We start from the raw sequence: 23427 nt of genomic DNA on the forward strand, positions 1-23427 counted from the left end.
CTTGCGTTCTCGACTTGCCGCCTCCAGGATGGGCAGCGGCTGGAAAGTACGGCAGCGAGGCTGGAGAGGAGCGATGGCCGACACCGTCGACGCGGAAGAGGCGCCGCAAGGGGGGATGCGTCCGGAGGAGCGGGGTACGGCTGTGCGTGAGTTTCTGGTGGGCATCGGGGCTTCCGCGGGAGGGCTGGAGAGCCTGAGCGCACTCTTCTCCAGCATCTCTTCCGACCTCGACCTCCCGTACGTGGTAGTCCAGCACCTGTCGCCGACGCATCGGAGCTTGCTGGCGCAGCTCATCGGCAGAGAGACGTCGATGCGGGTCGTGGAGATCGAGGACCAGGTCGTCCCCGAGCCGAACACGGTCTACATCACCCCGGCGAACTGGAACCTGCTCTACCAGAAGGGCCGTCTGCGCCTGGTCGAGCCGGCGAGGGAGGTATCGCCCAAGCCGTCGGTGAACTCGTTCTTCGCGTCGCTCGCGGAGCAGAAGGGGGAGGACGCAGTGGGGATCGTCCTCTCGGGGACAGGGTCGGACGGGGCCAGCGGGATCCGGGCGATCAAGGCGGCTGGGGGGGTCACGTTCGCGCAGGATCCGAGCACGGCGCGCTACAGTGGGATGCCGCAGGCGGCGATCGACACCGACCTCGTGGACTTCGTGCTCTCGCCCGAGGACATGGCGCGGGAGCTGACGGTCCTCGCCCGCTCGCGGGGGGCGATCACCCTGCCGCGGGAGGAGGCGCCGCCAAGCTTGAAGATGCTGCTCGGGCGCACGAGGCAGCGCACGAAGATCGACTTCTCCGGCTACAAGGAGACCACGGTGTGGCGGCGGATCGCGCGGCGCATGGCGGCGAACCGCGTGCGCACGTTCGACGAGTACCTGGCGCTCACCAGGCAGCGGCCCGAGGAGATCGATCGGCTCAGCAAGGACATCCTGATCTCGGTGACCTCGTTCTTCCGGGATCGGGAGGCTTTCGCGGCGCTCCGGAACGCGCTCGCGCAGGTGGTCCGCGGCAAGCCGGAGGGAGCCGACATCCGGGTGTGGGTCGCCGGGTGCGCGACGGGCGAGGAGGCGTACTCGATCGCGTTCTTGCTCTCGGACCTGCTCGGGCCGCGGGTCAGGAACCACGGCGTGCAGATCTTCGCGACGGACGTCGACGAGGAGGCGCTCTCGGTGGCGCGCCGGGGGCTGTACCCGGCGGCGGCGGTAGCCGACGTCGATCCGGAGATCGTGTCGCGGTACTTCATGGTCCGCGGCGATCACGTGGAGGTGTCGAAGGCAGTGCGGGAGATGGTGCTCTTCGCGCGGCAGGACCTGGTGCAGGATCCGCCGTTCCTGCGGCTGGATCTGGTGAGCTGCCGCAACGTGCTCATCTACTTCAACCCGACCCTGCAGTCGCAGGTGCTCTCGGTGTTCCACTACGCGCTCGCGCCGGGCGGGGTGCTGTTCCTGGGCAGGAGCGAGAGCATCCTGCCGCACCAGGGGCTGTTCGAGCCGCTCCACAAGGTGGGCAAGCTGTTCCGGCGCAGCAACGCGCAGGTGGCGCCCTCGCTGCGGTCGCTGGGGTTGTTCGGGGTAGTGCGTGAGGCGCGCGCGTGGCGGGCCGGGGGGGCGTCGCGGGACAGGCACCCCGCGGAGCGGCTGCTCGCGGCGGCGGCGCGGGCCTACCTGCCTCCCAGCCTGCTCGTCGACGGGACGCTCGACATCCATTACGCGCACGGGGAGGTGGGCGGCCTGCTGGAGTTCCCCTCGGGGCGCCCGAGCCACAATGTGGTGCGGGCGCTGCGCCCGGAGCTGCGGGCCGAGGTGCAGATGCTCATCCACCGGGCGCGTCAGCGGCAGGCGCCGGTGCACGGGGCGCCGCGGACCCTGCTGGTGTCCGGGGTGTTGCATACGCTGCGCGTGGCGGTTCACCCCGTCTCGCCAGAGGGCGTCGGGCTTGCGGCAGGGGGAGGCGGCGGGGCCGAGGAGCTGTTCCTGGTGAGCTTCGAGCCTGTGGGAGAGTGGGCGGCACAGGTGGGGCATGAGGACGCGGGCGAGCAGGAGGGGGCGGCGTTCAAGGCGATGCAGGAGGAGCTCGTCAAGAACCGGGAGCACATGCGGGTGCTCGTGGAGGAGCTGCAGTCGCTGAACGAGGAGCTGCAGTCGCTGAACGAGGAGCTGCAGAGCTCGAACGAGGAACTGCAGTCGCTGAACGAGGCGCTGGAGAGCTCGAACGAGGAGCTGACCACCGTCAACGAGGAGCTGCAGGTCAAGGCCGCCCAGCTCTCCGAGGCGAACGCAGATCTGGAGAACATCCAGTCGAGCGCGGCGATCCCCATCCTGGTAGTGGACGAGCACCTGCGGGTGACGCGCTTCAACGAGGCAGCGGCGCGCGCGTTTACGCTGCGACCCGCGGCGCTGCTGCGCAGCGTGACCGAGGTGGCGTTCGAGCCGCCCCTGGACGACGTGGCGGGCAAGCTGGCCTCCGTGATCCGCGAACGCCGGACGCACGAGGAGCAGATCGGCGACGGGCGCCGGTGGTTCCAGGTGCGGATCTCGCCCTACCTCACCGCGACGCGGGCGGTGCGGGGGGCGGTGCTGACCTTCTCGGACAGCACCAGGCTGGTGATGGCGGAGCGCGATCTGCGGGAGAGCCAGGAGCGGCTCCTCGCGGTGATGCACAACTCCACGGCGGTGATCACGGTGAAGGACACCGTGGGTCGCTACGAGTTCGTGAACGCTCGGTTCGAGGCGCTCACAGGGCTGGCGGCGGCGGCGGTGCTGGGGAAGACGGACGAGGCGGTGCTATCCGAGGGGTTCGCCGCGACGTGCCGGGATCGGGAGCTGGAGGTGCTGCGGCGGCGGCAGGCGGTGACCTCGGAGGATCTGCTGACCGTGGGCGGCAGGCCGCGCTGGTATCTCGCGGTGCGCTTCCCGCTCCACGACCAGGGCCGCGCGGTACGGGCGATCTGCACGCAGCTCACCGACATCACCGAGCGGAAGGAGATCGAGCAGGTGAAGAGCGAGTTTGTCTCGCTGATGAGCCACGAGCTGCGCATGCCGCTCACATCCATCCGCGGGTCGCTGGGGCTCGTGGCGGGCGGGGTGGCGGGGGAGATCGGGCCGCGCACCCGGGAGCTGGTCGAGAACGCGCTGGAGAGCGCGGAGCGGGTGTCGCGGCTGGTCAGCGATATCCTCGATCTGGAGCGGCTCGAGTCCGGGCGGCCCGGGTTCACGGCCGAGACGCAGGAGATCGCGCCCATCCTCGAGCAGGCGCTGCTGCTCGGTGAGGAGCTGGCCCGCGAGTACGGGGTGACGTTCCGGCTGGTGGAGCCGATGCGGGGGGCGATGGCGCGGGTGGATGGGGAGCGGCTGGGGCAGGCGGTGGAGAGCCTGCTCGTGAACGCTGCGAAGTTCTCGCCGCCAGGAGACGAGGTGCGGGTGGAGGTCTCGCGCCACGAGGGAGGCATGATCCGGATCGGCGTCTCCGATCGGGGGCGGGGCATTCCGGAGTCGCTGCGCGGGCGGGTGTTCGAGAAGTTCGCGCAGATGGGGGGGCGCGACGTGCGCGAGGGGCGCGAGGGGCGCGAGGGGCGCGAGGCGCGTCAGCGGGGGGGCGCGGGGCTCGGTCTGGCGCTCGCGAAGGCCATCGTGGAGGCCATGGGGGGGCGCATCGGGTTCCACCCGAACCCGCACCTCGGCACTACATTCTACATCGATCTGCCAGAGGCAACCTGACCGCGAGAGGCGCGCCCCGGCCCCGATCGCGGCCAGGCTGGGGGCCGCGCTGGAACCTTCCGGCGTTCGCCGGCTCCGTGCTACCAACGAGGCGACCATGATGATCCTGGCGGCCCTCGGGGCGAGGAAGACCCGCGCGTGAGCGCTCCGGTCGACGCTTCGGTGAGCGCTTCGGTGGAGGCTCTGGCGGAGGGCGCGCCGGCTGCGGTGCTCGAGGCCACGGGGCTGGTGAAGCGGTTCGGGAAGGTCACGGCGGTGAACGGCATCGACATCACCGTCCGCGCCGGCGAGGTGGTGGGGCTGCTCGGCCCGAACGGGGCCGGCAAGACGACGACGCTGCGGGTGCTCGCGGGGATCCTGCCTCCCACGGAGGGGCGCGTGCGCGTGGGCGGGGTGGACGTCGCGGAGAGACCGCTGGAGGCGAAGCAGCGCATCGGGTTCCTCTCCGGGGACACCCAGCTCTATCAGCGCCTCTCTCCGCGCGAGGTGCTGCGCTACTTCGGGCGCCTCTACAGCATGGAGGCGGACCGCCTGGAGCGGCGCATCGAGGTGCTGGTGCGCGATCTGGAGATGACCGAGTTCGCGGCGCGGCCGTGCGGCACGCTCTCCACGGGGCAGCGCCAGCGGGCCAACATCGCGCGCGCATTCCTCCACGAGCCGGAGCTGCTCATCCTCGACGAGCCGACCAACGCGCTCGACGTGCTGAGCGGGCGCTTCATCGTGGAGTCCATCCGCCGGGAGCGGGCGGCGGGGCGGGCCATCCTGCTGTCGACGCACGTGATGAGCGAGGCGGAGTACCTGTGCGACCGGATCGTGCTGGTGCACGAGGGGCGGGTGATCGACCAAGGGACCCTGGCCGAGCTGCTGGAGCACACGGGGGAGAAGAACCTCACGGACGCCTTCCTGCACCTCGTGGAGCGGTGTCAGGTATCGGCAGCGTCGGCAGCGCCGGCCGTGCCGCAGAGCAAGGCGGCGGAGGGGGCAGGGGAGGGGAGATGATGCGGTTCGCCATCATCTGGACGATCCTGGGCAAGGAGCTGCTGGAGACGCTCCGGGACAGGAGGACGCTGATGCGTCTCGTCCTGCTGCCGGTGATCCTCTACCCGATCTTCGCGATCGGGGTGAGCAAGCTCCTCGGGGATGAGTCGGCGGCGCGGGCGGCGCGGCCCTCGGTGGTCGCCGTGTGGGGGCGGCTGCCGGCGTCGTTCGAGCGCGTCCTGGGTGAGGCGGAGCGGGTGGAGGTCCATCCGTGGGCGGGCGCTCCCGAGGAGGTGCGGCAGAAGCTCACCGAGGGGTCGCTGGCGCCGCCGCCCTTCCCGGATCCGGTCGACGAGGAGGAGGCGATCGAGAAGGGGAAGGCCTCCCAGATCACCGCGGGGTGGAGCGAGCCCGACAACGAGGTCCTGCTCGCGGCGAGGGCGGCGCTCGGGCGGCGCGAGGTGGACGCGGTGCTCGTGGCGTGGAGCGATTTCGCGCCGGCCATCGAGCAGGATCGGCAGGGGCAGGTGTCGATCTACTACGACTCGGTGAGGCCGGACTCGACGACGGCCCGGGGTCGGCTCGACCGGGCGATCACCCGCGCGCGCAAGGTGATCCGCACCGAGCGGGAGGTGAACCACAAGGTCCCGGAGGGGTTCTCGACGCCCATCGAGGCGCTCTTCCGCAACGCGGCTCCGGAGCAGCGCCGGGTGGGGCAGCTCCTCGGGTCGATGATGCCGATGATGCTGCTTCTGATGTCCCTGCTGGGGGCGTTTCTTCCGGCCATCGACCTGACGGCGGGCGAGAAGGAGCGGGGGACCATGCAGACGCTGCTCTGCGCTCCGGTGCGGCCCCTGGAGATCATCTGGGGGAAGTTCCTCGCGGTGTGGTGCATCGCGGTGCTCACGGCGCTGGCGAACGTGATCAGCCTGGCGTTCACGGTGCGGCGGCTCTTGCCGGACGTGGAGTCGGTGGCGCCGAGCGTCTTTCTGCTGACCTTCGGGCTGCTGGTGCCGGTGACGTTCCTGTTCTCGGCGCTGTTTCTCGCGCTCGCGGTCTTCGCGCGCGACTTCAAGGACGGCCAGAACGCGCTGATGCCGGCCACGGTGCCGCTCACCCTGCTCGCGGGGGTGGCGTCGCTGCCCATCCTGGAGCTGGACCCGTGGACGTCGCTGGTGCCGGTGCTGAACATCGCGCTGCTGATCAAGGCGCTGTTCCTCGGGGAGGTGAAGACGGCGCTGATCTTCTGGACGCTGGTCTCCTCGGCCATCTACGCGGCGCTCGCGCTGCTGCTCGCCGCCCGGGTCTTCGCCCGGGAGCAGATCCTCCTCGGGGGGCAGGAGGGGGCGCGGGCGGTGCTGGGGCTCGAACGTCGGGGGGGTGGGGTGCCGAGCGCCACCTTCTCGATGACGGCGCTCGGGATCATCCTGGTGGTGTTCTATTACGGGAGCCTCTCCGTCGCGAAGCTGGGGGTCGCGAAGCAGCTCGCGGTGACGCAGCTCGGGATGTTCCTCTTGCCGACGCTGGTGCTCGTGCTCGGGTTCGGGTTCTCCGCGCGGGAGACGCTGGCGCTGCGGCTTCCCCCCTGGCGCGGGGCGCTCGGGGCGCTGCTCGTCGGGCTCTCCGGGGGGGTCGTGGCGGCGGGGTTCCTGGTGAGGTTCCTGCCGCCGCCCCCGGAGCTCGCGAAGGAGCTGGGCAAGATGGTGCTGCTCGACGGCGCGCCGCTGCCGCTGGTGCTGCTGCTGACCGCGGTGATGCCCGCCGTCTGCGAGGAGCTGCTCTTCCGGGGGCTGCTCTTCTCGGGGCTGCGCCGGCTCGGGCCGGTGATTGCCATCGTGGGCTCGTCGCTGGTGTTCGGGCTGGCCCACGGCTCGCTCTACCGGCTGCTGCCGACGCTCTTTCTCGGTCTGTCCATGGGGTACGCGCGCTACCGGACGGGATCCATCGGGGCGGGGATGCTGATCCACGTGCTGAACAATGGGCTCGCGGCGAGCCTGCTGTACTTCGCGCCGGAGGTGGCGGCGTCCACGGAGCAGGTGCCTTGGTCCATGGCCTTCGCAGGGCTCGCGGTGTACGCGGCGGGGATCGCGCTCCTCCGCAGTGCGGGCGACCCGGAGCCGAGGCCGACGCTCACCACGACGTGAGGGGAAGCGCGGCCCACCTCCTGGTTCAGTGACGCACCCCGGAACGTCTGCGTCGTCCGCGCCTGGCGGCAGCGTGCATCGGCATCAGGGTGGCGCTACATGCATCGCATGAACACACGACATTCTTCTCTGTGCCTTGGCTTCCTCGGTCGCGCCCTGGTGGTGAGCACGGCCGCCTTGCTCGCCTCCGGGTGCGGCGGCACGGACGAACCTGGTCCTGCCGGGGAGACCAATGCGTGCAGCGCGCTGCAGGGCAAGACCTTCGGCGAGGGGACCGTGGAGGCGGCGGAGACGGTGGAGGCCGCGGACGGTGGTGGCGCGACCTGTCGGGTGACGGGGCTCATTCGCACCTCGCTGCGCTTCGAGGCCCACCTGCCGGAGCAGTGGAACAAGAAGCTGGTGTTCGGGGGCGGCGGGGGCTTCGATGGGTTCATCTACCCGGTGCTCTACTCGCCCTCCGCCAACAGCGGCGGGTACGTGAGGGTGTTCTCCAATGGCGGTCACGAGGCCGATCCGGAGGCTGCGGCGGGCGATGCCTCGTTCGCGCTGAACAACCCCGAGGCGCGGGAAGACTTCGCCTACCGGTCGAGCCACAGGACGCTGGAGGTGGTGAAGCAGATCGTGCAGACGCACTACGGGGAGGCGCCGGCGCGTAGCTACTTCGAGGGGTGCTCGAACGGCGGCCGCGAGGCGCTGATGCAGGCCGTGCACTACCCCGAGGACTACGACGGGATCGTCTCCCGCGCGCCTGCCTACGATTTCACCCACCTCATCATGGCCTTCGTCAACAACGCCAGGCACACCCACTGGACGCCGGGCGGTGCGCTCGACGCGGCGGCGCTGAAGACGCTCACGGACGCCGTGCTCGCCGAGTGCGACGCGCTCGACGGGCTCGAAGACGGTACTGTCAGCGACGTCTCTGCGTGCACCTTCGACCCCGAGACGCTCCGCTGCGCCGCCGGGGGCAACGGCGAAGGCTGCCTGACGGATGCTCAGGTGGAGACCGTGAGCGCGGTCTACGGGCCCACCATGATCGGCTCGCGCGACGTGTACCCGGGCTGGGGTCCGGGCGGGGAGAGCGATCCGGTCGGGTGGGCGTTCTGGCTGGGGACGAACGCGGAGGAGCCCTCGTTCCAGCTCGCGCTCGCCGAGGGACTGGTGAAGTACTGGCTGCTGGAGGACCCCGCGTACGAGGTCGCGTCCTTCGTGCCGGAGGAGCATGAGGCCCGCATCGATGCGGCGGCCGCGCAGCTCGACGCGGCGCCGGATCTCGGGGCGTACTTCTCGCGGGGAGGGAAGCTGGTCATGGCGCACGGCACCACGGACTGGGCCATCAGCTACAAGAGCTCCATCGACTACTTCGACGCGGTCGCGGGCGCGGTGGGTGGCGCGGCCAGCCGCGATGCTTCCATGGAGTTCTTCCTGCAGCCCGGTGTGCAGCACTGCGGTGGGGGGAGCGGGGCCGATACGGACGATCTGCTCGCGGCCGTCGATGCCTGGGTGGAGAAGGAGCAGCTTCCCTCGGCCCAGGGGCTCGTCGCGGAGAAGATCGCAGAGAGCGGTGAGGTGACGATGCGCCGCCCGCTGTGCAAGTACCCGGCGTTCCCGCGCTACGATGGCAGCGGGGATCCGAACGCCGCCGAGAGCTTCACCTGCGTCGATCCGTGACGTCGGGTGTGGGCCTCTGGCCATCGACGGAGGCGTGCCTTCGTCGGTGGCTCACTGGCCGAGGGGGGCTGCGAAGATGCCGAGGTGATTCGCCACGGGCCGCTCCCGTCCAGGGATGCGGGTGTGGATGGGCATGTTGAGCACCTCGGGGGTGCGGTCCTTCCCAGCGATGACCAGGGCGGTGGAGCCGCCTCCGTCGAAGAGGGCGGCGTCGTGGCCGCCGTGCCGCTGGATGAGGGCGACGAGGTCGGAGAGGCCCATGCCTTCGCTGTAGCTGGGCTGGCGCCCGTCCACGGCGACGAGCAGGAGCTTCCGTCGCGCGCGGTCCAGGGCCACGGCGCTGCGCGGGTGGCGGTTCCTGGCGAAGGCGGTGTCGGCGACGCGGGGCGCGCCGCCCTCCAGCAAGGTGATGCCGGAGATGGCGTCGAAGGGCTCTCCAGGGGGCGTGTCGAAGGCGGCCTTGCGGTCGTGGCTCAGGTAGAGCGTGCGCGGACGTGGGTTGCGGTGCTTGCGCGAGTACACCACGCCTCCCGAGGCGGCTTCGCCGTCCACGGACACGGGGTCGCCCGGGCGGGGGTAGTAGTCCCAGGGGGAGCTGGACCACCACGGGTCGAAGAAGTCGCCGTTGATCGCGATCTGGACCTTGAACTCGGCGAGGAATGCGGACGTGGTGCGGCCGATGAGCGGGAGATCTTTGACGGGATCTCCCGGGGTGACCAGGAAGTCGATGCCCGGGGACGCGAGGTCGACGGTCACCACGTGCGCGATGGTTGGCCACGGTGTGTCCTCGACCTCCCGCGCGTAGAGGACGCCCTGGAACAGCGGGCGCTGCGCGTCGTCGGGTCGGATCCGGTGCGTCCAGGCGAAGTAGAGGACGCCGGTCAGGACCACGAGCGCCGCGACGACCCAGGCAGTGACCCGGAGCGCGCGGCGAAGCAGGCGACGGGCACGCGGTGACAGAGGTCAGTCCCGGATGTCGAGCCTGGGGTCCGACTTCTTGCGCGGGGGCTTTCGCCGTCCACCGGCGCCGTTCCCGCTGCCAGCCACCGTGCTCACACCCGCCGTTCCGGCAGGCGTGACCTTCGCCGCAGGGGCCTCGGAGGTCACGCGCACAGGCGCCTTCGTGGACACGGACTGACCATCCACGGCCTGGCCGTTCTCCGCGGGGACGTCCACGGTCACCGAGGCAGGTGACGCTGCTGGCATGGCCGTTCCGATCGACAGCACCTCGGGCTGCCGGATGAGGAGGGGGGCCTCCTCGGTGAGCCTGGGCGCGCCGGCCGCTGCAGCTTCGGCTCCCGACTGTGCAGCCGCGGACGCCGCCAGGTGCACTCCGGGCAGCGCGGGAGCGGTCACCCGCGCGCTCCCGGAGCGCGTCGCCAGGAACAGACCTCCGGCTCCTAGCATCACCGCGAACAGCGCCCCCGCGATCCATGCGCCCGTGCGCACCGGCTGCTCGGACTCCGTACGGCTCAAGGGAGACGAGGAGGGGTGCAGCTCGCGGCTGCCTCCGAGCGCCTCGCGCCGCGCGTCCTCCGAGGGCTCCGGCAGCGCAGGGGGGGGCTCGCGGATCAGGGCCGTGGGGTCGGCGGCCTTCACGCCGAGCGCAGTGGACAGCGCTGTCACGGCCTCCCCGGCCGTCGCGAACCGAAGATCGGACTCGCGCGAACAGCAACGCAGGAACCACTCATCGAAGCCTCCGCCGAGATCTACGCCGCGGCTGCTCGGGGTCGAGATGGGCTCGTAAGCCACGAGCGACACGAGGTGCGCGAGGGACCGGGGCTGCCAGGCGTCTTTCCCGGTGAGGAGCTTGTGCGCGATGACGCCGACGGCCCAGATGTCGGTCCAGGGGCCCACCTCGTCGTTCTGTCCACGCGCCTGTTCGGGAGCCATGTAGAGCGGCGTGCCGAACACCTCGCCAGCAGCGGTCGTGCCGATGCCACCCGTGCCTTCGGTGGCCACGTTGGGGTCGATCTTGGCGATCCCGAAGTCGAGGATCTTGATCCAGGGCGTGCCGTCTTCGCGGCGGCTCAGGTAGAGGTTCTCGGGCTTCAGATCGCGGTGGATGATCCCGAGCTTGTGAGCCTTGTCCAGGGCCCGCGCGGCCTGGGTCAGGTAGAGAAGGACCTCGGGGGCAGGGATGGCGCCGCGTTCCCGCACCTCCCGCTCCAGGTCCTGCCCGCGGAGCAGCTCCATGATCAGGAAGGGGGCGTTGCCGAGCTCCGGCGCCACGTCGGCGTCGGTGACACGCACCACGTGCTCGCTCTCAATCTGCGCGGGGGCCCGCATCTCGCGCCGGAACAGCTCGACGGAACGGAGGTCGTTCGTCGCTGCTGCGCGCAGGAGCTTCATGGCCAGGAGTTCGCCCGTGTGGACGTGCCGGACCGCGTAGACGGTCGACATGCCCCCTTCGCCGAGCGCCCGTTCGATGCGGTAACGTCCCGCAACGACCGTTCCCTCGTGGAGGTTCTGCTCCTTCGCCATGCGTCCTCGTGGGCAGGGTAACTGCTCGCCAGCCTGGCGTGAAGCCTCGGGGCTCGGCAGGTGCTGTCCGGCACGCGCGCCCGAACGCGCGCGGGTGCGGCAGACTTACCCGCCACTCTGGCTCACCGGCGCGATCGTGCAAATTCGCCGGGCTTTCTCGGCTGAGGGGTGTCTGGGGCGGCGGGTCTTCACCGAGTCTGAATGCTGCGCGGGAACGTCACGCATCGCAGCCGGCACCGGCTTTGCCCTTGGTAAGCAGAGGAGTTTCGAACATGGCCATCATGAGGAGCGACAAGACCGTCCTCGATCTGCTGAACGAGCTCATCGAACTCGAGTACGAGGCCATCGAGGCCTACGAAGCAGCCGTCGGTCGGGTCGCCGAGAGCCGGGATCGCGCCCGTATCGAGGGGTTCCTGGAAGACCACGTGCGTCAGGTCAGCGAACTCTGCGCCCTGGTGCGCCAGCTTGGCGGTGAGCCGGCAGGGGCGAGTGATCTCAAGCAGATGCTCAAGCGGGGGAAGGTGGTGATCGTCGCCCTGTTCGGCGACAGAAAAGTGCTCGAGGCGATGAAGGTGAACGAGGCGGAGTCCGAGCGGCTCCACGCGCGGATCGCGGCACGGCCCCACCTGCCGCAGCCGGTCCGGACAGTGATGCGTCGGCACCTCGCCACGGAACACCGACATCACACCTGGATCGTCGATCGCCTGGACGCGAGGGCCAGTCAGCTACGCCTGTGAGGGGACGTGCGTTTCCCGTGGCCGTGCGCGACTGGCTGCCGTAGATGTCGGGCATGCCCGCAGCAAGATTCGATGAATCAGGGCGCAAGGTGCGCCTTTCCGACATCTCCACGGATCCACCGGACGGGGTGACCAAGGAGGAAGCGGCGAACCGCTTCGAGTCGCTCAACCAGGAGATGTTCCGCCTGCAAGAGCTGATGTGGGGCGCGCGGTTGAACAGCGTGCTCGTCGTCCTCCAGGGTAGGGACGCGGCCGGGAAAGACGGCTCGATCAAGCACGTGGTCGGCGCGCTCAATCCGCGCGGCGTGAACGTGGTGTCCTTCGGGGTGCCGACCACGGAGGAGCGAGAGCACGACTTCCTGTGGCGCGTGCACCGGCATGCGCCGCGGCGGGGGGAGTTCGCCATCTTCAACCGCTCGCACTACGAGGACGTGCTCGTGGCGCGGGTGCACGATCTGGTGCCCAAGCCGCTGTGGAAGGCCCGCTACGGGCACATCAGCGACTTCGAGGAGCTGCTCGCGGAGCACGGGACCATCGTGCTCAAGTTCTTCCTGCACATCAGCAAGAAGGAGCAGGAGAAGCGTCTCCTCGAGCGCGAGCGCGATCCGTCGACGGCGTGGAAGCTCAACGTGAACGACTGGAAGGAGCGGGAGCACTGGGACGACTACACCGACGCGTACGAGTCGGTGATCGAGAAGTGCTCGGCGCGGCACGCGCCCTGGTACGTGGTGCCGGCAGACTCCAAGTGGTACCGCAACCTGGTGATCGCCGAGGCGGTGACGGCGGCGATGCGGCCTTACAAGCAGGCATGGCTCGACAAGCTCGACGCGGACGGAGCCGAGGGGCGGCGCGCGCTCGCGGAGCACCGGCGGGGGCACGGGGGCCGCGAGGAGGACTGAAGGGGTGATGCCTCGGCGCCTCAGGGAGTGAGGCCAGGAGGCTGCAGCGCCGGAGGACGAGGGCGTCCAGGGCGCGGAAAGTGCGGGGAGGCCTGCGCGGCATGGGGGTTGCCATCGCGCCAGGCATTCACGAGCCGGCCCTCCAAGAGCCGACGATCCACGCTACGAAGGAGACCATGCGACACCATCCGTTTGCCGGCGCTGCAGGCGCGCTGGCCACCGCCCTGATGGCGCTGCCCGCGGCAGCCCAGGACCTGCCCAAGAAGCTCGAAGCTCCGAAGCACGAGTACCTGACGGAGAAGCCGAGTGACCGGAAAGAAGGCCTGAGCGGGCTGCTCAACGTCGGCGGTCAGCTCAGCATCAGCGACAACCGGAGCGTGCTCGGGCAGACCGACGGGATGAGCTTCCTGTTCGGGTTCAAGCTGGACAGCACGCTCCTCTACAACAAGGGGCCGTGGGAGTGGCGCACGGTGATCGGCGTCGCGGGTGGGATGGCGCGCACGCCGCTCATCGACGAGATGGTGAAGGCGCGGGATTTCGCCAACGCCGACTCCACGCTGCTGTACCACGCGCTGCCGTGGTTCGGACCCTTCGTGCGGGTCGCGGCGAGCACCACGATGTTCCGCGGCGCGGACGTGAGGCCGGTGGAGACGGCGTACCTCATCCAGCGGGTGGACGGCACGGTGGACAGGGTGGAGACGCAGCGGCTCACGATGACCGATCCTTTCCGACCGCTGACGCTGAAGGAGTCGATTGGGCCGTTCGCGCAGCCGGTGACCTCGGAGGCATTCAGCATGGAGGGGCGCGCTGGCGTCGGGGCGCGGCAGTCGTTTGCGCGAGGGCAGCTCGCGCTCTCGGACGACGCGGCGACGCCGGCGGTCGAGGTGCAGGAGCTGAGCGATGCGTACCAGATCGGTGCGGAGGCCTCGATTGAGCTGTGGGGCACGCTGCCGGAGAAGGGAGTGTCGTACCGGCTGATGGGCGAGGTGCTGATCCCGCTGGCCTACTCGGCGCTGCCGACGACGGAGGACCGGGGGGCGTTCGAGCTGGCGAACCTCGCCCTGGTGGGGACCCTGTCCTTCAAGCTCGTGGAGTGGGCGAGCATCGACTACGAGCTGCGCCTGGTGCGGGAGCCGCTTCTGGTCGACAAGCTGCAGGCGCAGAACAACCTGCTCCTGTCGCTCGCGCTGGCGTATCCGGAGAAGTCGACCGAGAAGAAGTGAGGCTGCTGGGGGGGCGCGCCGGGGCTCAGGCGCCGAAGAGGGCGCGGAAGATCAGGAAGAAGATGGCCGAGAGGGTCATCGAGGCGGGGAGGGTCATCACCCAGGCGAGGCCGATGTTGCGCACCGTGGAGCGCTGAAGGCCGGAGCGCTGGGCGACCATGGTGCCGGCGACGCCGGAGGAGAGCACGTGGGTGGTGCTCACCGGCAGGCCGATGATCGAGGAGAAGCCGATCATGGTGGCGGCGACGAGTTCGGCCGAGGCGCCCTGCGCGTAGGTGAGGTGGGACTTTCCGATCTTCTCGCCGACGGTGACCACGATGCGCTTCCAGCCAACCATGGTGCCGATGCCGAGGGCGAGGGCGATGACGAAGAGGACCCAGTTCGGCGCGTAGTCGGTGAGCGACTTCATCTGCTTGCGCTGCCTGGTGAGCTGCTTCTGTTCGTCGGAGGTGAGGCCGAGGTCGCCCTTGCGGACCATGTCTTCGATGGCGCGGTCGGCGAGGAGGATCTGCTGGCGGACGCGGAAGCGGTCGTCGCGGGGGATGTCGGCGGTGGTGCGGCTGCTTTCGAGGATGCGGCTGACGCGCCCGAGCTCGGCGAGGACCTCGGTGACCTTGCCGGCGCTCCGGGCGTCGTGGTGCTCGCGGACGATGGTGGTGACGTTGCGGGTGGCCTCGGCCGCGAGGGTCATCTGCTCGGGGCCGGCGGTGACGTTGACGGCGAAGCTGGCGGGGACGAGGCCGATGAGGATGAGCATCACCAGGCCGACGCCCTTCTGGCCGTCGTTGGAGCCGTGGGCGAAGCTGACGCCGCAGCAGGTGGCGATGAGCAAGGCGCGGATGCCGCGCGGGGGAGGGGTGTCCTTGGGAGGTCGCGCGAGGATGGCCTTGTCGCGGGCGAAGCGCTTGATGAGGAGCATGAGCAGCGCCGCGAGGGTGAAGCCCATGAGGGGTGAGACGAGGAGGGAGAGGCCGATCTCGCCGGCCTTGCTCCACCGCACGCCGTCGCCGAAGGTGTGGCCGGGGGTGAGGGAGTTGGCGATGCCGACGCCGAGGATGGCGCCGATGAGGGTGTGGGAGCTCGACGCGGGCAGGCCGAAGTACCAGGTGCCGAGGTTCCAGGTGATGGCCGAGAGGAGGAGGGCGAGGACCATGGCGAGGCCAGCGCCGACGCCCTTGGAGACGAGCAGCTCCACCGGGAGGAGCTGGATGATGCCGATGGCGACGGCGATGCCGCCCACGAAGACGCCGATGAAGTTGCAGATGCCCGAGAGGACCACCGCGACGGGGGCGCGCAGGGCGTTGGTGTAGATGACGGTGGCGACGGCGTTGGCGGTGTCGTGGAAGCCGTTGACGAACTCGAAGCCGAGGGCGATGGCCAGGCAGACGAAGACCAGGATCTGGTTCGTCGCGCCCAGCGACGGATCGAAGAGAGCTTCCATGCGCGCGCTACCGTAGAAGGCAACGGCCGCAAGAGTGTGTCGGCCGTGTGTCAGACCGTGTCTGGTTCAGCGGCGCTGGCGTTTGTCCTCGGGGATCCGGCCGAGGTCGCCCGACATGTCGGCGGCGGCGTAGGCGAAGGCGGCGTAGGCGGCGGCGGCTTGATCGAGGTCCTCGCGGACGATTTTCGCCATGGTGTCGTTGGGGGTGTGGTGGACGTCGAAGTACCGGGTGGCGTCCTGGTGGAGGTCGGCGAGGGGGACGCCGAGGGCGCGGAGGGGGATGAGGTCGGAGCCGCCGTGGGCGTCGTCGGGGATGAAGGTGACGCCGAGGGGGACGAGGGGTCGGACGAGGGCTTCGAAGGCGGGGCGGGCGGTGTCGGAGCCGAGGAAGCTCGCGGTGAGGACCTTGCCGTCGCCGAGGTCGGCCTCGATGGCGATGAGGTGGCGGGGGATCTCGGCGGCGTGCGCGGCGGCGTAGGCGCGGGCGCCGGAGATGCCGAACTCCTCGTTGGCGAAGAGGACGACGCGCACGGTGCGGCGTGGCTTGCGGGGGAGGGCGGCGATGGCGCGGGCGGCTTCGATGACGATGGCGCAGCCGGCAGCGTCGTCGAGGGCGCCCGGGGTGAGGTCCCACGAGTCGAGGTGGGCGCCGAGCAGGACGATCTCGTCGGGGGCGCTGCTGCCAGGGACTTCGCCGAGGATGTTGGCGGACTCTGCGTCGGGGAGGACCTTGCTGTCGAGGGTGAGGGTGAGCTTCGCGGGGCCCTTGGCGAGGAGGCGTTCGAGCATCTCGGCGTCAGGCACGGAGAGCGCCGCGGCGGGGATGCGGGGCGCGTCGGCCTGGTAGAAGACCGCGCCGGTGTGGGGGATGCGTTCGACGTCGGTGCCGACGGAGCGGATGATCACGGCGGCCGCGCCCTTGCGGGCGGCGGCGCTGGGGCCCGCGGTGCGGATGGAGACCGCCTTGCCGTAGCCGGTGCCGGTCTGGGTGCGCTCCATGCGGGCGTGGAAGAAGACGATGCGGCCCTCGACGGCCTTGCGATCCAGCTTGTCGAGGTCGGCGACGGTGGGGACGGCGATGACCTCGGCGGTGATGCCGCGAGGGGGGGTGGGGGCGCTGCCTCCGAGCGCCGCCACGACGAGATCGCGGGGGTAGGGGGCGATGAGGTGCGCGGCTTCATGGCCGCGCTGCCAGCGGGGGACCTTGACCTTCTCGGCGCGGACGTTCTGCAGGCCGTGCGCGGTGAGGGTGCGCTGTGCCCAGGCGACGGCGGCTCGATCACCGGGGCTGCCCGCGAAGCGCGGGCCGACTTCGTCGACGAGGGAGCGCGTGGTCTCCCAGGCCTGAGAGGAGGAGAGGACAGCGTCGCGCAGCGCCTCGACGGTGCCCGCGGAGGGAGCGGGGGGGTCGGCGGCGATCTGCGCGGGGGCAGTGGGTTCGGGGCGGCTGGGAGGGGTCATGGCGATGGGGGCAGGAGGGGAGCCGTGGATGGAGTTCGGGGGGTGGGGCGGGGCGGAGCATCCTGCCGTGGTGGTGAGCGCGAAGGCGAGCACGGAGGCGGCGCGACGAGAGGTGGTCACGGAGCGAGGATCACCAGAACGAGGCGCGAGACAAGCAGCCGCTGGAGGGGGCGAAGGAGAAGGGAAGAGAGGGATGGGGGGTGGGGGTGGGCTCACATACGCCAGGCCTTTCCGTTCCTGGGGAGGGGCCGGAGCGTCAGCAACGCGACGGTGATCCTTCGTGCGCAGACTGACGGCGCCCGGGGGTGGAGAGGGGCTGGGAGATGGCGGGGCTCCGGAAGATTGAAGGATATCGATGGCTTGCGCGGATGGGTTGGATGGGATCGGATCGTGCATAAGGGGATGCCCGCATGGCCACGTACGGGGGCGCCGGTACGTTGACGCACGCGGGTGGCCATGAGACTCCGCAGGATGTGCTGTTGCACTGAGGGCGGACTGCACGTTGCGGTGAATGCGAGCTGAGAGCGAGGTGGAAGTAGTGAAGACGACGCTCCGAACCATGGTGCTGGCAGCGGCCGGCGTGCTGGGTACAGCGGCGATTGCGCAGGCGCAGCAGCCCGCAGCGCCAGCCCCCGCTCCCAGCCCAGCGCCTGCGGCACCCGCTGCTCCGAGCGCGCCGTCAGCCACGACGCCCGCGTCCGGTGCGCAGGTGGCTGCGGGGGCGCAGGGTGCAGCGGCGCCAGGCCAGGCAGGTGCGGTGGCAGGTCAGGTGGGTGCGCAAGATGCCCCGCCTGCATCGGAGCAGCCGCCGCCGCCGCCGCCGCCGACGCTGCCGCCCACGGAGACGCCGCCCGCGACCGAGCAGGTGACGCCGCCGACGCCGCCGGCTCCGGTGCAGGCGTCAGCGCCGGGTGCGGCGTCTCCCGTGGTGGAGGAGCCGAAGTCACCGCCGCCGCTGCGGTGGGCCGGCACGTTGCTGAACTGGAACCACAGCGCCACGACGAGCATCTTCGGCGTGGGGCAGGAGATGATCGGCTCGGACGCCGAGGCCTATACGTGGGCGTTCACGTTCGTGCCCGGGTACATGATCTACCGTGACCCGGTGAACCAGCTCCGCGTGAGCAGCTCGCTGACGCTGCGCTGGGATCTCACGAACAGCGATTTCAGCACGCGGGAGCGGGACGTGGACCTCAACGACATCCCGCTCCGGCTCGCGTACACGCGCACCCTGTACTCGGGGGGCGGTGCCGGCGAGGGCGCTGCGGCGGCAGGCGCCGCGGCGGCGCGGGATCCGACGCTGGCCGGCGGCGGCGAGTACAAGACCTGGGGTATCGCCAGCGGTGGCTTCGATCTGCCCACGTCGCGCTGGAGCCGCTACCAGGGCCGCTACCTGGCGACCTCGCTCGGGGTCGGGGTGCGGCAGATGGTGAAGCTGCTCGGCAGCAACGCCGATGGGCTCAACAACATCATCTTCACGCTGAGCGAGACCTGGCAGCACCAGTTCAACCGGGCGTCGACGGCCACGAACCCGGACCTGCAGCGCCCGCGCCAGGATGCCGGTGGGTCGACGGGCATCTCCGATCAGCTCACCGGTGGTGCGCTCGTGCAGAACCAGCTCATCACCGGGTTTTCGTTCTTCATGCCGATCTACGGCAACCTCCAGCTCAACGGGCTCGCGCAGCTCTGGAGCCAGTTCCCGGCGTCGTTCGAGTCGGCGAGCTGCGAGGCGCAGACCCTGACCGGCTGCGTGCAGGGTTCCCGCATGGAGGACCGGACGAGCTACCGCGCGCTCACCGTGTTCGACGTCAGCCTGGCGTACCAGGTGCTGCCGGAGCTGCTGGTCGACGTGGGCTACAACAACACCTCGTTCCAGCTCGGCGAGGATGGGCAGCGGCGGAACGTCTTCTTCAGCCCGGTGGGCTCGACGTTCTACGCGGACATCACCCTGACCCTCGACCAGCTCTACAAGCGGCTCTCCTCGCCGCCGGAGCAGCCGAAGGTGGGTCGCGTGGTGCAGCGGTAGGGAACGGTCAGGGAGCCGCTCCGAGGCCTCTGGTTCTCAGAGGGATCTGGCGCGGCTCCTGCTTGGCGGGGGCGCGATGAGCGCAGGATTCCCGCCTTCACCGGCCTCCAAGGCAACCCCTCCCTCCGCGTCACCTCCTCCTTCCGCGTCACCTCCTCCTTCGCCTCCTCCTCTTCCCATCCCCGAAGGGCTCTCCCCTGGAGAGCGGCTCCTGCGCATGAGCTGGGTGTCGGCGCTGCGCTTCAACGAGGCGGGCAGCCCGGAGATCCGCCCGCAGGTAGTGATCGAGCTGGGGACGCGGGTGCACGTGGTCGATGTGCGCGAGGCGGAGGAGATGCGTGGGCCGCTCGGTCACATTCCGGGGGTGAGCTGGGTGCCGTTCGAGGAGGTGCGCCGCATCGCCGAGGTGCTGCCCGCGGATGCGCCGGTGGTGCTGGTGTCCCGCTCGGGGGAGCGCGCGGCGGCGGCGGCGCGGGTACTCTCGGAGGCAGGGATGACGTGGGTCGCGTCGATGGCGGGGGGGATGGTGGCCTGGCGCGATCTGGGGTTCGCGACGCTGCAGGAAGGCGGGTTCGAGCGGCGCACGGTGGAGACGCTGTCGGAGTCTGCGCGAGAGCTGGTGCAGGACGCGGGAGACGCCGCCGAGTCGCCCCCGGAAAAGCTGACGCTGGCGCAGATCCGGGAGCACGTGGGGGATCCGCGGTCGGTGCAGTGGGTGAAGATGGCGGCGTTCCTGCTGCACGGGAAGATCTCGTGCGTGGATGGGCGCGATGATCATGGCGTGGTGGGGACGCCGGGGGGCGATGCGGGGGAGCTGCTCCTGGCGATCGCGGCGGCGGAGGCGCTGCGCGGGAAGCCGGTGAGCCGAGAGGGGTTCGCGAGGCTGATGGCGGCCTACCTGGAGACGTTCGGGCACTTCTACGTGCACACGGACGTGGCCTCGATGAACCGGTTGATCGCGGCGATGAGGGAGGATCCGGAGCTCGGGCCGCAGCTCCCGCCCACGAGCATCGATGGGCTGCAGTGGACGCGGTATCTGCAGCGGCCTCCGGAGCAGGTGCAGCCCTTGATGCTGAAGCACGTGGCGGTGGCGGAGCACATCGGGTGCGGGCACCTGCGGTCGATGTTCCAGGACGGAGAGGCCTACGGGGCGCGCTCCGAGCTGGTGGGGTGGTTCTTCGAGGAGTTCTTCAGGCTTCGCTGGAAGGGGATTCCGGAGGCGGAGACGGTGGTGCTGGGAGGGGGGCACCGCGAAGGGGCGGTGATCAACGTGCGCCTCTCCGACGAGGTGTGGCCGTTCACGCGGGTGCCGCTGGTGTCGCCGGCGTGGGGGGCGACGCAGATCTTCGTGAACCATCCAGACGTGGTCACGTTTCTGCGGCGTCAGGTGGCGGCGTTCCTGGTGCGGCGGCCTGAGACCGGGCTTCAGCGGGGGGATCTGGAAGCGCTGTGTGCGAAGGTGGCCGAGCTGGGCGCGCAGCAGCTCAGCGCCACGCTCGCGCGGCTCGCGGCGGGGTTGCCGGTGTATGACGTGCGCTTCCAGGAGGACCTGAAGCTCCAGGTGGAAGCCGCCGGGTGAGCCGCGCGCGTCCCCGCGTGTCAGGCGTGGAGCGATCAGTCGTTGCCCTCGTAGTCGCCGGGCTCGAGCGGAATGTACTCGTCTTCGTCGCCACCCTCGGCGATCTGGCGGGCGCGGATGACCTCCACGGCGAGGTCGATGACTTCGAGCCGGGTGGACGTCGCGTAGTACTCCTCCTCGGAGACGGGGGGGAGCTTGGCCAGGCGCGCGGCGAGCACCCAGCGGTCCTGGTCGTGCATGTGGAGGAGGGCGAGGGCGTCGTCGCGGCTCTCGGCGGCTGCGCCGTTCGTGCCGTGTGACACGCCATTCGAGCCATGGTCGCCGACGCCGTTGGTGGGCGCCGACGCCTCCTGGGCCTCGTCCTGGTCGTCGTCGTCGTCCTGGTCGTCGTCGTCGTCGTCGTCGTCGCGCTGGTCGTCCTCTTTCCCCTGGGAGCCCTGGGGTGCTCCAGGTGACGTCTCCCGGCTGATCACCTCGCGGATGAACAGCATGGGGTAGAACGCGAGGTAGACGGCCTCGAACTCCAGCCGCCACCCGAGGGGGTCGTCCTCGTTCGCGCTCCACCAGGCGACATGCTGGCGCCGGACGACCTCGCCGAAGTAGGCGCCAGCGGACTTGGCGAGGAGGTCCAGGGTCTCGGCCTTGGCGGCCGCGACGGCCCGGGCCTGCTCCAGGTAGTGGTCGAGGAGGGGGAGCGTCTCGGGCGTGTGGTCGAGGCGTACGCCGACGGCCTTCTCCACGAACTGGATGCAGCTACGGGCAAGATCGGCCACCAGTTCCGGTGCCGCGTGCTCGTTGGCCTCTGCGTCGTCTCGCAGCGTACCGACCCCGTGGTCTTTCCTAACCATCAGTTAGCCACCTCTGCGTGCCATGTAGTACACAGCACTCGCACGCGACAGAGAGGATCTTCTCTCGTTGCAAAGTTCAGCAAAAAAGCCGAGAACGTTGGACTGTCATGCGTGAAAGGGGGCGCGTGGGGACTTGATGGGACCTGATGGGACCTGCGGGATCGATCTCGGTCGATTGGGTTGGAATTGATACCGTGAATTCGAGGACCTCATGCTAAGCTCCGCCCTCACGTCGAGATGAGACTCGGGATCTTCAGCGACACGCACGCCAACTACGAGGCGCTCAGCGCTGTGCTCGAGGCGTACAGGAAAGAACGCATCGACGTTTATTACTGCCTCGGCGACACGGTCGGGTACGGCGGCTCTCCCAACGAGTGTGCCGACCTGGTCCGCAAGACTGCGAAGAAGACCATCCTCGGGAACCACGACGCAGCAGTCGCGGGCCGGATGGACTATTCGTACTACTACGAGGCAGCGCGTCACGCCCTGGATGCGCACGCGTCGATGCTCTCGCCAGAGAACACGGCGTGGCTGAAGAGCCTCACGTACATGGAGAAGCTGACGGACATCGGCGTCGATCTCTGTCATGGCTCGCCCGTGCGGCTTGAGGAGTTCGAGTACATCTTCGCGCCGGAGCAGGCGCGGGAGTGCTTGCCCATGTTCAACGACCTGGGCCACATCACGCTGATCGGCCACTCGCACCTGTGCAAGGTGTTCGCGTTGACGCCGACCACGGTCGAAGAGCTCCCCGCGATCGACTTCACGCTCGAGGCGAACCGCAAGTACATCGTCAGCGTCGGCTCGGTGGGGCAGCCTCGGGACTACGACAACCGCGCGAGCTACACGATCTACGACAGCGATGCGAAGCGGTTCGAGTTCCGCCGCGTCGAGTACGACATCGAGAGCGCTGCCGAGAAGGTGCTCCGGGCGAAGCTTGAGCGGAACTTCGCGCACCGGCTCTACATCGGCGTCTGAAGCGGCGTCTGAAGCGCTGACGGGAAGGGCGGCGCGCGGGCCTCGAGAGCCGCGCGCGCTTCCGTGTGCGGCTGTTACCGGGGTTTGCAGTGGTAGATCAGCGTGGAGGAGCTGCTGGTGGCTGGCTCCTCGCTGAAGTCGCCGTGGAGTGCGGTGATCCGGAAGCCGTTGTAGTGGAGCAAGGCCTCCAGCTCCTGCGGGTAGAACTGGCGATGGGCGAGGGGGGTCATCCAGGATTCGCCGCCGTTCACCGGGGAGAACTCCATGGCCACGAAGAGCACCTGGCGCATCTTGTCGTAGTCGAAGCGCTCCGTGTACTTGACGACGCTCGAACCCGAGGAGGCGTCCGGGTAGCGGAAGCGAGGGGTGGCGTAGGCGCGGGCGGGATCGCGCGCCAGCTCTTCGGGTTCGGGCATGGAGACGTCGAAGACGAGCTGGCCGTGCGGGAGCAGGTGCTCTCGCGTGCGGGCGAGGAAGGCCTCCATGTCGGCGCGCGTGTAGAGGTGCAGGAGCGCGTTGAAGGGGCAGATCACCAGGCGGAAGCGCTGGTCGAGGCGGACCCGACGCATGTCGCCGCGGCGGAGGGTGACGCGCTGGGCCACGTCGGCGGGCTCCTCGCGCAGGGCTTTCTTCAGGTCGCCCAGCATGGGAGGGGAGAGGTCGACGCCGAGGATCTCCACGCCGGTGCGGGCGATGGGGAGGGTGATCCTGCCGTTGCCGCAGCCGTACTCCAGCACCGGGCCGCGCCGCTTCAGCGCGAGGTCGACGTAGTAGCGGACGTCGTGGGTGCGGCGGGCGTAGGTCTGCCGGTAGTAGGCGGGGTTCTCGTAGTGCGCCGAGCTTCCCGCCTCCAGCTCGAGGTCTCGGGGGGGCTTCCTGGAGCGAGAGGGCGAGCTGGAAGGCGCGCTTGAGGGCGCGCGGGAGCGAGCCGCGGAGGGCTGCTTCAGGCGCTTCTGAGGAGGGGGAGACACTCCCGGAGGGTAGCGGTCAGCGGTTGGCCGAGCCGACCTGCTTCAGCCACTCGTTCACGACTTCGTGCGAGCTGCGGTTGAAGTGGACCTTGCCGGCCGCGATCTCGCGGAGGGCCGTGACGGCGGGCTTGTTCTTGGTGCGGACCTCGGGGTCGGCACCCTTCATGATCTGCCGCGTCCGCTGAGCAGCGAGGATGACGAGGGCAAAGCGGTTCTCTTCACGCTCAAGACAGTCTTCGACGGTGACGCGGGCCATAGGCCGCCATGGATACCCCTGTCTT

The 23427-nt window shown here is 69.8% G+C and carries 17 protein-coding genes; 10 read left to right on the plus strand and 7 right to left on the minus strand.

Annotated features, from left to right (window positions below):
- Positions 1-73: 73 nt before the first annotated feature.
- The 4 genes from CAP_RS55390 (at position 74) to CAP_RS37060 (ending at position 8505) form a co-directional block, all read left to right on the plus strand.
- Positions 74-3715 carry a chemotaxis protein CheB gene (locus tag CAP_RS55390; RefSeq protein WP_052376653.1) on the plus strand — a complete coding sequence of 1214 codons (3642 nt, stop codon included), beginning with the start codon at positions 74-76 and terminating at the stop codon, positions 3713-3715.
- Positions 3716-3853: 138 nt separating this feature from the next.
- On the plus strand, positions 3854-4714 hold the full coding sequence (locus CAP_RS37050) for an ABC transporter ATP-binding protein (protein WP_231511924.1): 861 nt from the start codon (positions 3854-3856) through the stop codon (positions 4712-4714).
- Positions 4711-6837: an ABC transporter permease subunit/CPBP intramembrane protease gene (locus CAP_RS37055; protein ID WP_231511925.1), complete on the plus strand. Its 2127-nt coding sequence runs from the start codon at positions 4711-4713 to the stop codon at positions 6835-6837. The genes CAP_RS37050 and CAP_RS37055 overlap by 4 nt, the downstream gene beginning before the upstream one ends.
- A 108-nt stretch (positions 6838-6945) precedes the next feature.
- Positions 6946-8505 (plus strand): tannase/feruloyl esterase family alpha/beta hydrolase, encoded by a 1560-nt coding sequence (locus tag CAP_RS37060; protein ID WP_044249703.1) that lies wholly within the window; start codon positions 6946-6948, stop codon positions 8503-8505.
- A gap of 51 nt (positions 8506-8556) precedes the next feature.
- On the opposite strand, the gene CAP_RS37065 is transcribed toward CAP_RS37060, so the two are convergent.
- Together CAP_RS37065 and CAP_RS46410 are read right to left on the minus strand one after the other, a co-directional pair.
- Positions 8557-9396, minus strand: coding sequence for a phosphodiester glycosidase family protein (locus CAP_RS37065; protein WP_052376655.1), 840 nt, complete (start codon positions 9394-9396; stop codon positions 8557-8559).
- 72 nt (positions 9397-9468) lie between these two features.
- On the minus strand, positions 9469-10989 hold the full coding sequence (locus CAP_RS46410; protein ID WP_052376656.1) for a serine/threonine protein kinase: 1521 nt from the start codon (positions 10987-10989) through the stop codon (positions 9469-9471).
- A 272-nt stretch (positions 10990-11261) separates the two neighbouring features.
- Here CAP_RS46410 and CAP_RS37075 point away from each other — a divergent pair, with 272 nt between their 5' ends.
- The 3 genes from CAP_RS37075 to CAP_RS37085 all read left to right on the plus strand — a co-directional run bounded on the left by CAP_RS37075 (position 11262) and on the right by CAP_RS37085 (position 13848).
- Positions 11262-11726 carry a DUF2383 domain-containing protein gene (locus CAP_RS37075; RefSeq protein ID WP_052376657.1) on the plus strand — a complete coding sequence of 155 codons (465 nt, stop codon included), beginning with the start codon at positions 11262-11264 and terminating at the stop codon, positions 11724-11726.
- 53 nt (positions 11727-11779) lie between these two features.
- Positions 11780-12625 carry a PPK2 family polyphosphate kinase gene (locus CAP_RS37080; RefSeq protein ID WP_044249707.1) on the plus strand — a complete coding sequence of 282 codons (846 nt, stop codon included), beginning with the start codon at positions 11780-11782 and terminating at the stop codon, positions 12623-12625.
- Positions 12626-12801: 176 nt separating this feature from the next.
- The gene (locus tag CAP_RS37085) at positions 12802-13848 is read left to right on the plus strand and encodes a hypothetical protein (protein WP_156041485.1); all 1047 of its coding nucleotides are present in this window, start codon (positions 12802-12804) and stop codon (positions 13846-13848) included.
- A gap of 25 nt (positions 13849-13873) precedes the next feature.
- On the opposite strand, the gene CAP_RS37090 is transcribed toward CAP_RS37085, so the two are convergent.
- Both CAP_RS37090 and CAP_RS37095 read right to left on the minus strand, forming a co-directional pair.
- A complete protein-coding gene (locus CAP_RS37090; RefSeq protein WP_044249713.1) occupies positions 13874-15289 on the minus strand; it encodes an inorganic phosphate transporter in 1416 nt (471 codons plus the stop codon).
- A gap of 66 nt (positions 15290-15355) precedes the next feature.
- On the minus strand, positions 15356-16870 hold the full coding sequence (locus CAP_RS37095) for a M20/M25/M40 family metallo-hydrolase (RefSeq protein ID WP_052376658.1): 1515 nt from the start codon (positions 16868-16870) through the stop codon (positions 15356-15358).
- Positions 16871-17288: 418 nt separating this feature from the next.
- Here CAP_RS37095 and CAP_RS37100 point away from each other — a divergent pair, with 418 nt between their 5' ends.
- Complete coding sequence (locus CAP_RS37100; RefSeq protein ID WP_197041514.1) at positions 17289-18773, plus strand: hypothetical protein; 1485 nt, start codon at positions 17289-17291, stop codon at positions 18771-18773.
- 76 nt (positions 18774-18849) lie between these two features.
- Entirely contained in the window at positions 18850-20352 is a 1503-nt protein-coding gene (locus CAP_RS46415) for a rhodanese-like domain-containing protein (protein WP_081865664.1), read from the plus strand.
- A gap of 35 nt (positions 20353-20387) precedes the next feature.
- On the opposite strand, the gene CAP_RS37110 is transcribed toward CAP_RS46415, so the two are convergent.
- Entirely contained in the window at positions 20388-21200 is an 813-nt protein-coding gene (locus tag CAP_RS37110; protein ID WP_052376660.1) for a DUF6278 family protein, read from the minus strand.
- Positions 21201-21437: 237 nt separating this feature from the next.
- On the opposite strand from CAP_RS37110, the gene CAP_RS37115 reads away from it, so the two are divergent.
- A complete protein-coding gene (locus CAP_RS37115; protein ID WP_044249717.1) occupies positions 21438-22175 on the plus strand; it encodes a metallophosphoesterase family protein in 738 nt (245 codons plus the stop codon).
- Between the two features lie 74 nt (positions 22176-22249).
- Here CAP_RS37115 and CAP_RS37120 read toward each other — a convergent pair whose 3' ends face one another.
- Together CAP_RS37120 and rpoZ are read right to left on the minus strand one after the other, a co-directional pair.
- Positions 22250-23146, minus strand: coding sequence for a class I SAM-dependent methyltransferase (locus tag CAP_RS37120; RefSeq protein ID WP_081865665.1), 897 nt, complete (start codon positions 23144-23146; stop codon positions 22250-22252).
- Positions 23147-23162: 16 nt separating this feature from the next.
- Entirely contained in the window at positions 23163-23402 is a 240-nt protein-coding gene (rpoZ, locus tag CAP_RS37125; RefSeq protein WP_044249718.1) for a DNA-directed RNA polymerase subunit omega, read from the minus strand.
- Between the last annotated feature and the right edge of the window lie 25 nt (positions 23403-23427).

Origin of the sequence: Chondromyces apiculatus DSM 436, assembly GCF_000601485.1 — a bacterium.
Classification (GTDB): Bacteria; Myxococcota_A; Polyangia; order Polyangiales; family Polyangiaceae; genus Chondromyces; species Chondromyces apiculatus.